The organism is Aliikangiella aequoris, from assembly GCF_053709105.1.
In genome coordinates, this window is the sequence record NZ_CM132298.1 from 2,313,031 (window position 1) to 2,328,520 (window position 15,490).

At 39.2% G+C, this 15,490-nt stretch carries 11 protein-coding genes; 2 read left to right on the forward strand and 9 right to left on the reverse strand.

Going from position 1 to position 15,490, the window contains the following annotated elements; translation table 11 throughout:
• Positions 1 to 11: 11 nt before the first annotated feature.
• The 6 genes from ACUR5C_RS10025 to ACUR5C_RS10050 all read right to left on the reverse strand — a co-directional run bounded on the left by ACUR5C_RS10025 (position 12) and on the right by ACUR5C_RS10050 (position 6,497).
• Positions 12 to 497, reverse strand: a complete 486-nt coding sequence (locus tag ACUR5C_RS10025; protein WP_454464982.1) for a chemotaxis protein CheD — start codon at positions 495 to 497, stop codon at positions 12 to 14.
• A gap of 50 nt (positions 498 to 547) precedes the next feature.
• Positions 548 to 2,584, reverse strand: coding sequence for a transglutaminase TgpA family protein (locus tag ACUR5C_RS10030; protein ID WP_454464983.1), 2,037 nt, complete (start codon positions 2,582 to 2,584; stop codon positions 548 to 550).
• Positions 2,577 to 3,515 carry a DUF58 domain-containing protein gene (locus tag ACUR5C_RS10035; protein ID WP_454464984.1) on the reverse strand — a complete coding sequence of 313 codons (939 nt, stop codon included), beginning with the start codon at positions 3,513 to 3,515 and terminating at the stop codon, positions 2,577 to 2,579. Before ACUR5C_RS10035 ends, ACUR5C_RS10030 begins: the two co-directional genes overlap by 8 nt.
• 61 nt (positions 3,516 to 3,576) lie before the next feature.
• Positions 3,577 to 4,494, reverse strand: a complete 918-nt coding sequence (locus ACUR5C_RS10040) for an AAA family ATPase (protein WP_454464985.1) — start codon at positions 4,492 to 4,494, stop codon at positions 3,577 to 3,579.
• Between the two features lie 419 nt (positions 4,495 to 4,913).
• Complete coding sequence (locus tag ACUR5C_RS10045; RefSeq protein WP_454464986.1) at positions 4,914 to 5,852, reverse strand: fructosamine kinase family protein; 939 nt, start codon at positions 5,850 to 5,852, stop codon at positions 4,914 to 4,916.
• Between the two features lie 48 nt (positions 5,853 to 5,900).
• A complete protein-coding gene (locus ACUR5C_RS10050) occupies positions 5,901 to 6,497 on the reverse strand; it encodes a YceI family protein (protein ID WP_454464987.1) in 597 nt (198 codons plus the stop codon).
• 164 nt (positions 6,498 to 6,661) lie between these two features.
• Here ACUR5C_RS10050 and ACUR5C_RS10055 point away from each other — a divergent pair, with 164 nt between their 5' ends.
• Both ACUR5C_RS10055 and ACUR5C_RS10060 read left to right on the forward strand, forming a co-directional pair.
• Positions 6,662 to 8,347, forward strand: a complete 1,686-nt coding sequence (locus ACUR5C_RS10055) for a diguanylate cyclase (protein WP_454464988.1) — start codon at positions 6,662 to 6,664, stop codon at positions 8,345 to 8,347.
• A 184-nt stretch (positions 8,348 to 8,531) separates the two neighbouring features.
• Positions 8,532 to 9,074 carry a hypothetical protein gene (locus ACUR5C_RS10060; RefSeq protein ID WP_454464989.1) on the forward strand — a complete coding sequence of 181 codons (543 nt, stop codon included), beginning with the start codon at positions 8,532 to 8,534 and terminating at the stop codon, positions 9,072 to 9,074.
• A gap of 148 nt (positions 9,075 to 9,222) precedes the next feature.
• On the opposite strand, the gene ACUR5C_RS10065 is transcribed toward ACUR5C_RS10060, so the two are convergent.
• From ACUR5C_RS10065 to ACUR5C_RS10075, 3 genes are all read right to left on the reverse strand, one after another.
• A complete protein-coding gene (locus ACUR5C_RS10065) occupies positions 9,223 to 11,034 on the reverse strand; it encodes a cation:proton antiporter (protein WP_454464990.1) in 1,812 nt (603 codons plus the stop codon).
• A 51-nt stretch (positions 11,035 to 11,085) separates the two neighbouring features.
• Positions 11,086 to 12,120 carry a GGDEF domain-containing protein gene (locus ACUR5C_RS10070; RefSeq protein ID WP_454464991.1) on the reverse strand — a complete coding sequence of 345 codons (1,035 nt, stop codon included), beginning with the start codon at positions 12,118 to 12,120 and terminating at the stop codon, positions 11,086 to 11,088.
• A 155-nt stretch (positions 12,121 to 12,275) separates the two neighbouring features.
• On the reverse strand, positions 12,276 to 15,368 hold the full coding sequence (locus ACUR5C_RS10075) for an ATP-binding protein (RefSeq protein WP_454464992.1): 3,093 nt from the start codon (positions 15,366 to 15,368) through the stop codon (positions 12,276 to 12,278).
• Positions 15,369 to 15,490: the final 122 nt, after the last annotated feature.

The following is a 15,490-nucleotide window of genomic DNA, read 5'->3' on the forward strand; positions in this document are numbered from 1 at the left end:
AGTGGGCTCTACTACTGGAATATGGCTTCTGACTCAACAGAATAGCGTAAAAATGAAACCACACCCGTATTTAAATCGATGCTTAGATTTCGGCAAAAGCTTTCACCAGAATCTTCCTTTACCAGCGTCAGTTGGTTTTCATTGAGCCATTCTTTAGCAAACTTTAAGTTTTTGCTGCCTATCGTTTGTAATTTAGAAGCCGCAAACAAGTTTGCCCCGCCATAAAGGCCAATTTGGTATTCATTGATAGGCGCTTGCTCGGTTAGCAGTCGCTTAAACTCTGGCAAAGCGCACTCGGCATAACGGAAGCTCTCAGTTGGGTTACCCTTTTCTCTTTGCTTAGGAAGTTGATAATGGCAAATACCGCCAACCTTCTTTTGCGGGTGCCAAGCGGTTAGCGCTACGCAGGAACCAAGCAAAGTTTTAATTTCAATGGGTGCTTGCTCTATCGCAATCTCACCGGGATGAATTAGTATGCTTTGAGTAATAACGCCCATTGAGCCTCAATAAAATCAAAAAGTGATGTATTAATAATAAACAAATTCTATTAAATTTTCCGAACTTTTTTAAACCACTGCTGCGCTGTGGATTCGTCTTCGGTTTTGCATTGATAGCGGATATTAATGTATTCAAGCAGTAACGCTTCTAATTGTTGCTTTTTAAAATGACTTTCAGGGCTAGGTAAAGTCTTAATTAATTTAAGGATCTCATAGGGCCCGGTGCTAGCACTGATATTTTTAGCGCCTAACTTAATCGCTTTTTGGATCAGTAAGGCAAACCCTTTTTCAATTTTGCTTGCTTTAGTGACTTGACGCATAAACTTTAAACTAACCGTTGCAGCGAAAAACAATAACCCAATCACCATACCAATAATGAGCTGCTGTGGGGTAATTCTATCAATTCCCCAAAGGCTAAAAAATGAGCGTTGTTTGGCGCCGTTATAGTCTAAAACCCAATCATTCCAGCGATTATTAAGCTCATCGCTCCAATATTCGAGCTGCTTGAGCCAGCCAATATTATCGAGTTCAACGACTTCAAAATCATCAAATAGAGAGTCGCGCTGGCGATATTCTCCTAATAAGCGCTCTTCGACCCGGTGTGCTGCGATGGCGACAGTTGGGTCAATTCTAAGCCAGCCTGTACCTTCAAACCAAACCTCGGTCCAAGCGTGAGCATTAGCGTCTCTGACTATCCAGTAATCAGAAAGCGTATTTTTCTCGCCGCCTTGGAAACCAATGACAACTCTTGCAGGGATCCCCGCAGCTCTGGCAATAAAAACTAATGCGCCTGCGTAATGCTCACAAAAGCCTTTTCTTTCATCTAACCAGAAGCTATCGACCAAATCACGTTCTAAAATAGGAGGCTGTAACGTATAAAAGAACTCTTGCTGGTTGATGTGTTGTAAAACGCCTTGAATAAAGGCTCTATCAGTGTCAAAGCTAGAACGAAATTCTTTTGCCCATTGTTTAGTTCGGTTATTCCCAAATTGAGGCAGTTGTAAATAACTGGAGATTTTTTCTGGCGTCATGGTTTGGCTTAATACAAGAGCTGGCGCAGAGCTAACTTGATAACGCAAGCGATCCTGAATTGGATAGCGAGTTTTTACCGTAAAATCGTCGAATAAGCTGGCATTTCTTGGCGTTTCGACCGGGCGATCTAAAGACACTAAATAGTTTTGTTGAGTCGCTTCTAAGGTAATTGTATAGTCAAAAATATTATCACTATCAGCAAAATAGCTTTGCTTAGACAGGTCAATATCGTCTATGCGTCGACGTTCACCCTTAGTCCAGTTAATCCCATCAAATCGAGGTAACGTGAGAACACGCCAATAAAACTGGGTTTCTGGCGGTGGGCTTTGTTCAAACATGACTCTAAATGCCACCCGATCGGATAATTGGAGGTTGCTGATTTCACCAGGGCTCATATTATCCGAAAAAGCGACCTGCGGTGCCCCGCTGCTCGGCATTCGCCAAATAGGTCCATTTAGTCGAGGAAAAAACACAAAAAGCAGTAACATGATTGGTATAGCAAACAATAAATAACGACAAAGCTGGCGTATCAACTGAGTTTTAGGTTTTGCGTTAGCATTCTTTTTAGTTGGCTGAATTGTATTTAGCGCCAAAAATGCGTTTAAAATAAGTCCAAATGGAATTAATTGATAAAGTGCCATTAAGGGTGACTGAGAAAACAAAAAAGCCGCAACAAGCATAAAAAAGCTAATACTCAAAAGTGCACTGGCTTCTTTATAATTTCGAGTTTCCATTATTTTAAGGCCATACATCGCCGTTATTAAAGCCAGCCCCACGTCTTTACCAGAAAAATTTCGATAGCTAATAATAACCAAACCTATCGTCAGCAAAGTAATACAGAGTTTTAGCCATCGGTTAATATTAAAGCGGCCCTGTTTTACTTGATAAATAACCAACCCAAGCACCAGAGTATTGATTATTGATATCCACAAAGGAACATAAAAATACAAAGGCAACAAAACGCTTTGTTGCGCACAAATAATACTGAGCAAAGGCAAATTATTATCAGAGCTACTTTGGCCAAATGAAGTAAACGATTGCTGATAGCTATTCATTAGCTACTTCCTTAGGCGTACTAGCATTAGAATCTTTTTGAAACAACGCTAAAGCTTTCAAACATTGAAAACGATGCCCCGCGCCTTCGCCATAAGGAATTTTTAGTTGCGGTAGACTCAGCCCAAACCTTAGCCCCTGCGCTGAAGCATTAATCACTAAAAAGCTCAAATAACTCAATCGCAATTCTTTTTCAACTTGCGGAAAATCTTCCCAACTAAAATATAAGTCTTGTGCTTGGTAGTCGGCAAATTCTCGCATATACATGCCCCTTTCTCGAGCGTAAGACTTCCAATCGATACGGCTAAGCGGCTCCCCCACTTGATAAGGCTTTAAGCCATAAAGCTCAGTGCTGCCTGCTAGCTTTTTACCTTCATCTGAGTCTTGACCTGCATAGTTAGAACGAGAGTGTTTAGGTTGGACAGGTTTAGGAAATACAAGTACTGGCGAGGACAAACTAAAATAAGCCCATGTTCTAAACCAGCCAAACGGATAACAGCTAGTTACCATTAAGCGTGGCAATTGATAATAACCCCGTTGGGCTTGGCCAACTTTTAACCCGATTTGCTGCTTTTCATTAGGGAGTAAATTAATCCATTGAGAGCGCTCTAAACTTTCTCCTATACCTATTGCGTAGTGCTCTATATTGTCAAAGGATTGGGTAAAAACAATCACTGGAACCGCATCGCCTGCAAAAACCTCGTCGCTTGTTTTTATCTTAAACTCTATGCCTTGCATATTTTTGAAGGTCACAATAATGCAAACAAGCCCCACACCCACCAATAAAAAAGTCACTAAAAACGCTAAATTGTTCTGGTAGTTAGTGGCTCCTATTAGCATTAAGATAACCATACCAAGCAAAAAATAACCGGTTCTAGTTGGCCAAATATAGGTAGAGTGCTGCGATAAACGAATGGTGCGGCCTTTGGGCATTCGTTTATCTAGCCAAAAGCTAAATTTGTGTTTTAACTGACGACCGAATACTTGAAGCATGTTAACGAGGAATTGGCGTGCTATTTAAAAGCTGATCCACAATATCAGTAGAAACATTTTCTACTGAGCTTTGACTTAACAAACGGTGACTAACAACGGCACTCCACACAGCTTGCACATCATCAGGTAACACATGATCGCGGCCTTCTAACAATGCCCATGCTTTGGCTGCTTTAATTAAAGCGAGTCCTCCTCGCGGAGAAATACCATGCGCCCACTCTGCTGCGGTTCGCGTAGCGCCGACTAATGCCTGCACATAATCTAAGAGTTTATCACTTACCTTAATCTCATCAACTTGGCACTGTAACTCAACTAAATCTTTGTCATTTAATCGCGGCTCTAAATCGACTATCTGGACCCGAGTTTCTTGCCCTTGAAAAAGCTGTCTTTCAACTTCCGGGGCTGGGTAGCCTAAAGATATTCTAATTAAGAATCGATCAAGTTGAGACTCAGGTAAAGGGTAAGTACCTATTTGATGAAAAGGGTTTTGGGTCGCGATAACAAAAAATGGTTCTGGCAAAGGGCGACTCACACCTTCAGATGTCACCTGATACTCTTCCATAGCTTCAAGTAGTGCACTTTGCGACTTTGGTGTTGCTCTATTGACTTCATCAGCTAAAATGACTTGGGTAAAAATAGGGCCTTGGTGAAACTTAAATGTTTCGTCGCTGCGCCGATAAATCGCTGAGCCGATTATATCTGCAGGCAATAAATCACTGGTAAACTGAATTCGCTGAAAATCTAACCCCAGCACTTTCGCTAACGCATGGGCTAAAGTAGTTTTGCCCATTCCCGGCAAGTCCTCTATCAACAAATGTCCCTTAGCTAATAAACATACCAAAGACAATTTTAACTGCTGCTCTTTGCCTAAAATGATATGGTTTAGCGCTTCAATGACTGATTTTAATTGACTATGCATACTCACCTTTTATTAGAAATACACCGATTATTTAAAAACACTGCTAAAGCACTTTCTTTATACTTTTAACACATTACCCAGTAAGTCACTAAGTTTAGCAAACTAACAGCGCCTTGCTAGCTATAAACTGCTCAATTTAGTAACAAGGCAAGACAAAATTGACTAAACTCGCCCCTTCTGCCTATTAAGCTTGTTCAATAGCGACCCCCTAAGCCGCTTGTTTTAAGTCTAAATGCAGCATGCCTCGCATATTAACCGATACCTTATCTTTAACGGCTAACCGAATGCAAGCAGTTGCTCTAGCCAAGTTAAAGCATCACTCATATTAAGGGGATACAGCCTACAGTGAACAGTGAACAGTGAACAGTGAACAGTGAACAGTGAAAAAAAAGATACCAGAGGGTTAAATAAATTAAAGACTATTGCTTAGACACAAAACCCAATAATCTTGCTGTATGTGTTTCTACTTGGCTTAAATAAACATCACCAAATAAATTTAAATGATTGAGTAGGTGATATAGCTGGTAAAGTACTTGTCTAATTTCAAAGCCATCGGCTCGAGGTCTTAGTTGATGATAAGCGAGGAAGAAATTTTTAGGAATAGAAGAAAACAAAGTCATCATAGCAAGTTCAACTTCTGGATCAGCGTAATAACAAGCAGGATCAAATATTACTGGAACAAGTTGTTCGACTTGCGCTTGGGTATTTGTTGCACTCAGTGTCCACCCAAAATTGCCGTTCCATAAATCTCCGTGAACTAATCCAGGCAAAGGATTGTGGTGCACAAAAAAAGCTTCAATATTTTGTGCCACAACTTCAATTTTTCTCGCTAAAATTTGATATTTACGCTTATTCAAATAGCTAAGCTGTACTTCTAGTCGCTGCGTTACATAAAATTTTTGCCAGTTTGTATTTGGCGTATTAAGTTGCGCGCTGCTCCCAATAAAGTTATCAACCTTTAATCCGAAATAAGCTTGGCTACAGTTATGTAACTGGGCGAGTTGCACTGCAAGGCTACGCCATTTAGCCTCGCCATTTGCGCTCGCATCAAGCAACGGAATAAAGTCTAATATTAAATAAAAGTTTGCCTCGCACTGTCCCGTTAATACCACTTCAGGCACTTTGATGCAGCCTTGTTTAGCCAGCTCACTTATTCCATGAACTTCCGCCGCTAACAGCGGCTGTTGGCTTTCACTAAAAACTTTGACAAAAAAGTGGTTTTCTCTAAAACTTAATTTAAAACTGTTTGAAGTATCGCCTCCACTAACTGGAGAAAAACGAGCTTTTTCTAAATCAAAATTATGCGCCTTAGAGACCTGCAAAGCGATCGCTTCTGCTAGTTTTGGCTGTAGTCGCATTTTACTTTTGAAGCCGTATTTTTACTCACCGCATTAACCTAAATGTCGCTATTTTTCCACCGCAAAAACTAATTCAAATCCTACTGGCACTGCACTCGCTATTTGGCTTAACCCCGCAAGCTCCGCTAACTTTTTGATTCCGTCGAGCAATTTGAAGTCTCTCGCATTAACAATTACAGGCTTAATAGAATTAACTAAAATGTCCCCCGAAGATAATCTAACAACGCGAACCGTTGCTTGTAATGTTTTTTCATGTCCGTGCAATGAAAGGGTCAGTGGTAGTTCCAACTGTAAGCTTTCGCCAGCTTTCAATGAATTAACCTTAGCAGCATTAATGCGCCCAGTGATAATGGCATGTGGATGGCTATCAGTTTCAAAAAGATGCTGTTGCATGCGCTTATCGCGAATTTCAATTGCCGTGTTAACGCTTGCCAAGTCAATCTTGACATAAAATTCTCCAGACTTTTTTAACCCGCCACTAAGCTGATTAAAATAATGGAGTTCACCAATACTAGACTTTTTAATCGAAATAAAGTGAAGCGTAGAGTTTTGTGGTACTAAACTAAGCTTTTGCGCCGCTTGACTGGATAAACTAAACAATAAAATGATGATGAAGCTCAAACTATTAACTTTTATTCTTTTCATAATAAGCAATCTCCTATTTAGCTCGATACTTTGTATATCGTTGATTTGGTTTAATATATTAAGCTAAGTGACGAAAACATCATAGTTTATTCGTGTGCTGCTATACTTATATTAAATAAAAATCTCATTCTTAATATTAAATTTTTGGATCACATATATTTTCTATGTTAAAGCTTGCCTTTAAACTGGGTGTTGGCCTCTATTTCTACCTTTTAGGAATGAGCTTGGCATTTGCTTTTGAAAACTTGCCAGCCAAAGTCCATTACCTTTTTCAAGGTGATGCGCCTGCTTCGTTTCAGGTTATAAAGCATACTAATCAGTGGCAGCATTCAAGCGACGGCTGGATTAAAGAGTCCTATGACCAACTCAATTATTGGTTTGGACCGCAGCCTAAAGTCGTATGGTTAAAAATTGAGCCTGACTCTAGGCAAAACTCTCAATATGACTGGATAGAGCTTGCCTCTAGTGGCATGAGCGATGCCATCCTTTATGTTCAAAAACAACCAGGGATATGGGGTGAAATTAGCAGTGAAAAAGCCCTGCAAACTCAGCCTAAAACGCGCTTTTTAAGCTTTCAAATTGAACCTGAATGGCGTCAACACACTATTTACCTGCGAACTGAAGCCTCTGACAAATACCACCTTCAACTCAACTTTCACCAAAACCAATCGTTTATAAACTCCCAACAGCTACTTAACAGTATCTTTTTTATTTGTTACGGGATTTTACTTGTTATGGTGTTGTATAACGCAGTTATCGGAGTTTTTCTTAAAGACTCGCTGTACTTTATTTATGCTGCAGCTATTGGCTTTACTTTAATATATCAAGTACTTGCGCACGGACATATCCGCTTAGCTTTTTTACCAAACTGGGATAACGTCAATTATTTGCTTAATTTTTTAGCCATGAGCAGTGCCTTAGCCGCGCTTATTTTTCTTTACCGTTTTGCTGAATTTAGGCTTTACGCCCCGAGTTTAGCCAAGTTTACCCGTGGCTTTATAATCGTCTTTGCAATCTTCACCGCTTTAAGTTTACTCATCCCTAGTAACCTAGCACTAAATTTAGCGCTGTTACTGGCAGGACCTACCCCGATATTTGCCATTATGGGTGCCGCTTGGGTTTGGTACAAAGGAAGCTATTCTGCTGGTATATTTTTAGTGTCTTGGTTAGCCTATATTATCGGCGGTACGCTTTGGGTCTATTATTGGTTTGGCATTATACCCATTTCACCCATAGTTGAGCTGCCGCTTGCGGTCGGTGCTGCGCTTGAAAGTATACTTCTTTCATTGGCGCTAGGTTATCGAATTCAATCACTTCAAAGTGAAAGAGATACGCTATCGGCGAGTCACTCTCACTATAAACAAATAAGCTTGATCGATCCTTTAACTAAGCTTGCTAACCGGCGAGCTTTCGATGAATTTATTCAGCAACTTGAAATCAAACAACAAGAGTTTTCGATAATTTTATTCGACATTGATCATTTTAAGAAATTCAATGATACTTATGGACACCCCGCCGGAGACGACGTGCTAGTGTCCCTGGGTGAACTTTTAGCTCAGTCTATTCGCCATGAAGATATCGCAGCACGGATGGGCGGTGAAGAGTTTTCCTTAATTATCAATAGCCCAGACCCAGACGTGGCTTACAATATTTGCGAAAGAATTAGAATTTCATTCTCTGAAAAGGTTTTTGATTTAGATGCAGCAGAAGTGAGTTGCACTTTAAGTGCTGGTGTTTGTAAAAGTAATCCCAAGCTTACTTTAGCTGAACTTATATCACTAACTGACAAAGCCCTTTACCAAGCTAAACACTCTGGAAGGAATCAAACTAAAATAGCAACTGTTTGCTAGCTAAGTGCCAAATTAATTATTTACTAGCACCATTCTGTCTAACCTTTTAGCCACTAAAATCTATTTGCTATAAACCCCTTAAGCACTGCTTAAATATTGGTATTTTGATTCAGTAAAGTTTAATGTCATCTTAGTGCAAAGAAATTTTGCGCTAAGGTCTCTAATAACCAATTAGGAGGATATTATGAAACGACTTTATTACCTTACCGATAATATAGATAGCACCCAAAGTATCTCTGAAGATTTACATAAAGCGGGAATTACTGATTGGAATTTTCATGTTATTAGTAAGCAGAACGAAAGTGGCCTATACCGGCGACATATTCACTCCGCCAATATTATTCATAAGTCTGATCTAATCCACTCGGCAGAGCGAGGTGCAATTTTTGGTTTAATGGTTGGCGTTTTGGTGTCAATTATTGTTAGCGCGAGCAACTTTTTTGGCGGCTCAATAGGAACTACCGGCTTTATTTTTATTACCCTGTTTTTTGTTTTATTTGGTGGCTGGTTTGGCGGCTTTATTGGTATACAAACTGAAAATTACAAAATAAAACGCTTTCATGACGCGCTAGAAAATGGCGCCTTCCTCATCATGGTTGATATAGAAGTAGGTACCGAATCTCAGGTAAAAGAAATTATGAAGCATAAACACCCGGAAGCCACACTTTGTGCAAACGACACCTCAATGATAACGCCGTTTGACAATCCAGAAGCTCACGGCCACTAAGCTAGGTTTAAAAGTACGAACTAAGTCTCTTGGCTGCTAATCGCTGAGCCCTCAATAGCTTAATTAACGCGGTGATTTAGCTCTCTAACCAGTAAAAGGTCGAGAGCTAAATATGAGCGTTTTATACTTAGCTGGGTAAATTAACCGATTATGACTCAGTTAATTTTTCTGGTTCTTTTTCGGGAAGTATAAGCGCGACAAGTTTCCAGTTAGGCTTTGCCACAACGTCTCGATTATGAGCAAAAATATGAACAATGCCATCAGGATCTATAGCGCACAAAGGTAGCGCTCTAGCTCCCCATTTTTCAGTATAATCTTTAAATGTAAAATTATCAGAGAGCCCTGTGGTTTTAACTTGAGCGCCGCGCTCGACCATGCCTTGTAAGCGCCCATAAGTAATATCATTATCAAAAAGGCCCAGCTTTTTAGCGTATTGTTTAGAAACTTGATGACTTGCCCTACTTTTATGATCAGACACGTTTAACCCGAGCACACTCCCCTTTCCTAGTAAGTTTTCAAAATGGTAGGTGACTAAAGGATTAAATTGTCGATAGGGAGACATAACTAAAACATGTCCAAACAACGAAGTATCCAATTCTCGTTGCGCATGTTCAGAAATAGGATTGCCATAATAAGTGTTAATGTTTTCCATTCGGGCAATTTTTATCGCATCCCAGTTAGTGTCAGCAATTTGAGTGTAGATATTTTCACTGGTAAGTTCATGCGCTAACATGCGCCCAAAACGGCTAGCGCCAAAAATTAAAACGCCAGTCGAGGGTGGCGCTCTCACACCTAATAACTTTGCGACTCCCACAGAAGTTAGACTTTGTAAAACAACAGTAAAAATAATCACTAAAAAGACCATTGGCACTAACAATTCAATGCCTTCAAAGCCAATACTCTCTAGCTTTAACGCAAAAAGCGCAGACACAGCGGCTGCGACTATACCTCTAGGCGCAATCCAACTTAATATAGCTATTTCATTCCACTTTAAGTCTGTGCCAATTGCCGATATTAAGACACTACAAGGCCTTACAATTAAAGTAAGAATGAGTAATAAAATTATCGCTTCCCAGCCTACTTGCATTACTGCATTTAAATTAAGGCGAGCCGCCAACAAAATAAACAAACCAGAAATCAATAAAACACTTAACGTTTCTTTAAACTCTAAAATATCTTCAACTTCAACATTTTTCATATTGGCTAACCAAATACCCATAACGGTAACAGTGAGCAAGCCAGACTCATGAGCGAGTTCATTAGACAGCGCAAAAGCACCTAACATAATAGTTAATACTGCAGTATTGACTAAATAATGAGGAAGCCAATTATTACGAATAACAATACCAATTAAGTAGCCAAACAACGCGCCAAAACTTAGGCCTATTGCTAGAGTTTTACCAAAAGCATAAATAGTATGCTGAAAAGCGTCTTGGGTAGAAATTAAAAATTCAAATACTAAAACAGCAAATAATGCGCCGATAGGATCAATGATTATGCCTTCCCAACGTAAAATATTGGCTACTTTGCGCTCTGGTCTTACTGAGCGTAACATTGGCACAATAACGGTTGGCCCGGTGACGGTGACTATCGCACCAAATAATGATGCCATTTCCCAGCTCATTGAAAGCACTAAATGAGCACTCACGGTAGCGAGCGCCCAAGTTACTAGAGCACCTACGCTACAAAGATTCCTAACCATCTTACCGTGCTCTTTAATATCTTTCATGTGTAAGGTGAGTGCACCTTCAAACAGGATAATGGCAACGGCCAAAGTTACTACGGGAAATAACAATCGACCAAACAGCTCGTCTGGGTCGAGTACGCCAAAGCCAGGGCCTAACAATAAGCCCGCAACTAATAAAGGTAAAATTGCAGGAAGCTTTAATTTATACGCTGCAAATTGGCAAAAAATCGATACTATTCCCACTGCAACTAAAAGCAGTACTGGATCGTTCATTTAGCTATCCTAAAATGGTTGGTTGGCAGTTTATCGACATAGCATAACAGACTAGCTAGGATCACACACAACTTGATTGCGCCCCTGTGATTTTGCTTGATACAAAAGTTCATCTGCTCTATTAATCGCGGCATCTGGCTGAGCAAAACGACCGACTTCGACCAGTCCTGCACTAAAGCATATATTAAGGCTTGTAGCCCCTTCGATTGGCGCTATTTGATTAGCTTGGGCTAATATTCTATTTGCTAAAAAACACGCTTGGCTTAACGATGTTTGGGGTAATAGAACGAGAAATTCTTCTCCCCCCCAACGGCAGACTTTGTCACAGGTTCTCACATTATGGCTCAAAAATTGTGCGAATGACTTTAAATACTGATCGCCTAAATCATGTCCCAATTGATCGTTAATTTTCTTAAAATAATCTATATCTAGCATCATCAAACAACAGTGCTGATGATAACGTCGGCTACGACTAAACTCTTCTGAAAATATTTTTTTAAATCCGCGGCGATTAAGCAGTTTAGTGAGCGCATCGAAGGTAGCCGTATTACGAATTTTCATTGCGACTAAGTGAAGATTAAAACCAACCATCAAAGCAGTGCCAATAAAGGTAACTGAATAGACAAACTCTTTTTGCCAAAAATTAGCACTGGGAAAATCTTGTTGATAATAAACACCGCTAATTAGGTAGACTAGCACTACTAGAAGTATTGCAATAAGTGACTTAAGCAAGGTTGAGTAAAGACTGATAAAAATAAGCCCCATAAATGCAACAATAAGCGCCAAAGGACGCATTTCACCGAGAAAATAACTAAAGAAACCAAAAATAACGAACCAATGTAACAGCAAAAGGGCAAAAATTTTGTTGGAAAAAGCGAGGTTCATTTGACGCTGTGTTTTTATAAAGTAAATCGCCACGATTAATGGAGGGTACAAATAGTAAAGTAATACAGAAATGTCTGAGAAAGTAAAAGGGCTTACTTTAAAGAAAACACAAAGACAAGCAATCAGGAAGGCAACATGATAAGACGCCAGCCCAATATAAGTGTTATTCAATAATATTTTCTTGTATTTAGAGTCTTTCAATTATGTGATAATTCCTTAATATCAGCTAGCGTTTTGGACCATATATATAACGGCATTTTTGGTAAAAAATAATCTTTTTATCAACAAATTAATTCAAATTTTGAGCTCGTAGTTTTTCATCCAAAACGAATGCTTTTAATCACCCACTACCGCTATCACTCTTCTTGCTTTTGTATATAAAACTTTAATGCGTTTACAATCATTCTATTCGCACGTTGTAAATCAGGCAACAGCCTGCTCATTTCAGAATAGGCTTCTTCGCTCAAGCAATTTAATAGGTTTTTACAGATATCAACAACCTCTAGCGCACCAACCTTACTCGCAGCCGAGCGCAATGCATTAACGCTGGTTTTAATTTGGACACTATCTTTACTAACGACGGAATCAGAAAGCGCATTCTGAAGCATTAAATGACTATTAATGTAGTATTGAACTTCCGCTAGCAATTTACTTTCATCTTCTTGGCAGCGTTCTAGCGCGTATGCTTTATCCCAAATACTCAAATAGCTTTCTTTTTTAACGCTGCTATCATTGTTTTCTTGTTCTTCTCCAATAAAAGGTTTTGAAAATTTAACATACTGTTGCGTCTTTGAATTCGATTGGTTGGTGGCTAAGGTAGTTTTAAACTCAGATTCAGTAGAAGGTTTAGTAGCAGACTTGAAATTACTCGTAGCGGAATCAGTTCGCATAGACGGGCTTACAGATTTTAATTTAGGCTCGACTTCTGATTGCAGTGTTTTTTGTTCTTCTAACTTATTTTCCAATAGATGAGTTTGACTATCTGAGACTTCTTGCTCCACTTTTTTGTTGCTGTTATCTGCCGCTGATTTTCTAGACTGCTCCGATTCACTTGAAAGCTCCGATTCACTTGAAAGCTCCGATTCACTTGAAAGCTTTGACTCGCTAAAATTCTTGGGCTGCTCTAAAAGTTTTGCTTGAGCAGCGTCTTTCGCATCATACTCAGCAGCAACAATTAACCAATAGAAAAGTTTATTAACTAAAATTTCAATAGCAAGTGGTTTTGCCAAATAGTCATCCATACCAATATTTAGGCAGGCTTCTCTATCTTTAGCCAAAGCATTGGCAGTCATTGCAACAATTGGCACCTTTTTGTAGTGCTCGCCACAGTCACCATTTCGGATCTTTTTAGTCGTTTCGTAACCGTCCAGCACTGGCATTTGGCAGTCCATTAAAATCAAGTCAAATTGCGGTTGAATTGTTTTTCTTAACATTTGAATCGCCACGTCGCCATTCTCTGCAACTTGTGCAGCGATATTAAGCTCTTCTAAAATCCCGAGCATGACTTCTTGATTAACAATATTATCTTCTACAATTAAAATACACGCCTTGCGTTGAGCAATCGCTTGGCTCTTTTGTTCAATAATTTCATCACTTGTTGCGCTCACTAGCGCGTCATGCTCAATAACTTGTTCAGTCTCTTCAACATTCCCCTCTGCCTTCTTGGTTTCAAGCAAAAACTTCTGGTGTGAATGATCAACTTGCTCTTCTGTCTGACTATCTTCAAAATCACTGCTAGTGCTATTTAATTTAGCTAAAATTGCTTGGAGTAAATTAGTTGATGTAACTGGCTTGGCAACTACCGGTGTATCATTAGAAATTGAAAACCTACCCACTAAAGCTTGTTGCGATAATTGGCTCACAATAATTACAGGCATTTTATTGATCAGCTCTTTCAATTGTGAGCTTAAGTTTTGAGTGTCTTGTTGCTGCCCCTCATAACAAAATTCAACAATAGCTAACTGAGAGTTTTGGGCTGTATTGAGCGCTTGTAAACCGTCACTTAACCCATAGACTTGACTGCTTACATACCATTGACTTAGCTGGGCCTGAATAACGCGACTAATTTTTTGACTGTCACTAACTATGGCAACTTTTTCTAAACCAAACTTTTGATCTAAACCAATGGGTTTATAAGTTTCCGCTATTTTTACTTGTATCCAAAAAGAAAAGCAGCTGCCTTTATCTGCTTCACTTTCAACAGTAATTTCCCCACCCATTAACTTAACCAATTTATTCGAGATGGATAAACCTAAGCCTGTGCCTCCGAAACGTCGGGTTGTAGAGCTGTCAGCTTGAGTAAATGCGTCAAATAGATTATCGATTTTGTCTTGCTCTATACCTATTCCGGTATCCTTAACCTGACAGGACAAGTGTTCTAAATCATTGAGTTCAGCAATGACTTCGACATAACCAGATTCAGTAAACTTTATGGCGTTACTAATGAGGTTAACGAGCACTTGCCTAACTCTAGTAGGATCACCGATGATAATATCATTTTTAAGCTCACTGCAATCCACAAACAGTTCTACATTTTTAGAGTTAAGGCTTGCTGCGAGCGATTCAACAACTTCTTCTATTAACTTTCTTACGTTAAATTCAATCGACTCGATATCTAACTTGCCACTTTCTACCTTGGTAAAATCTAGAATGTCATTAATTAACGACAAAAGTGATTCCGCACTAGATTTGGCTAGGTTAACTTTCTTTGTTTGATCGTGATCTAGCTGAGTTTTAGCTAACAATTGCAACATTCCGAGTACACCATTCATTGGCGTTCTAATTTCATGTGACATATTTGCTAAAAAATCACTTTTTGCTTGGTTAGCTTGCTGTAATTCTTGGGTGTTTTCTAAAACACGCTCTTCTAGGTTTTCAATTAAATCAAAAAAGAAACGGCTAAAATTTCCTAAGGTATAAACTAACAGACTGCCAATAAATACAAATGAAATGATATAAGTAGACCAACTGCTCCAATTGGTTGCATACTCATTAAAGTCTATGCCGTAATCATAACCAGAGACGGCAATAAAACTTTTCACTAAAATAAAAAAAGCCAGATCTACAAGAAAAAGCGTTATCCCCAATGAGTAGCTTTTTAATAAAGTTGCCACAACAATTGCTGCCAGTAAAAATGGCACACCATTACTAATCAACCCAAGCTGCAATACGCCGCCAAGGCCTACCAGCATTAAGCAAGCTACGGCAACGTAAAAACGAATATTAAAAGATAACCTTTTACGAAATATTAAAGTAGTGACCAATGACATAGCGACAATAATATGCACAATCATAACCGGTAGAAAGCCAACCGAAAGCATTCGATAAAGTGAGCTGGCTAAAGCGGGAAGCGCCACAAGCCCTAATACAATTAAAACAAAATTGATCAGTCGGCTTTTCATTTCAGAAACAAGGTTTCGACGTGAGTCAATTAATTGGGGATCTGGCATTCTTATTCTAGTTCCAATAGAAAATTAAAAGAAACGACGCTTTTAAATAAAGAGTATAGTCAAATTTACCCCATTTAGCCCTTTTCTCAAGCTAAAATTTAAATTTCTAAGGAGCGCTAGTG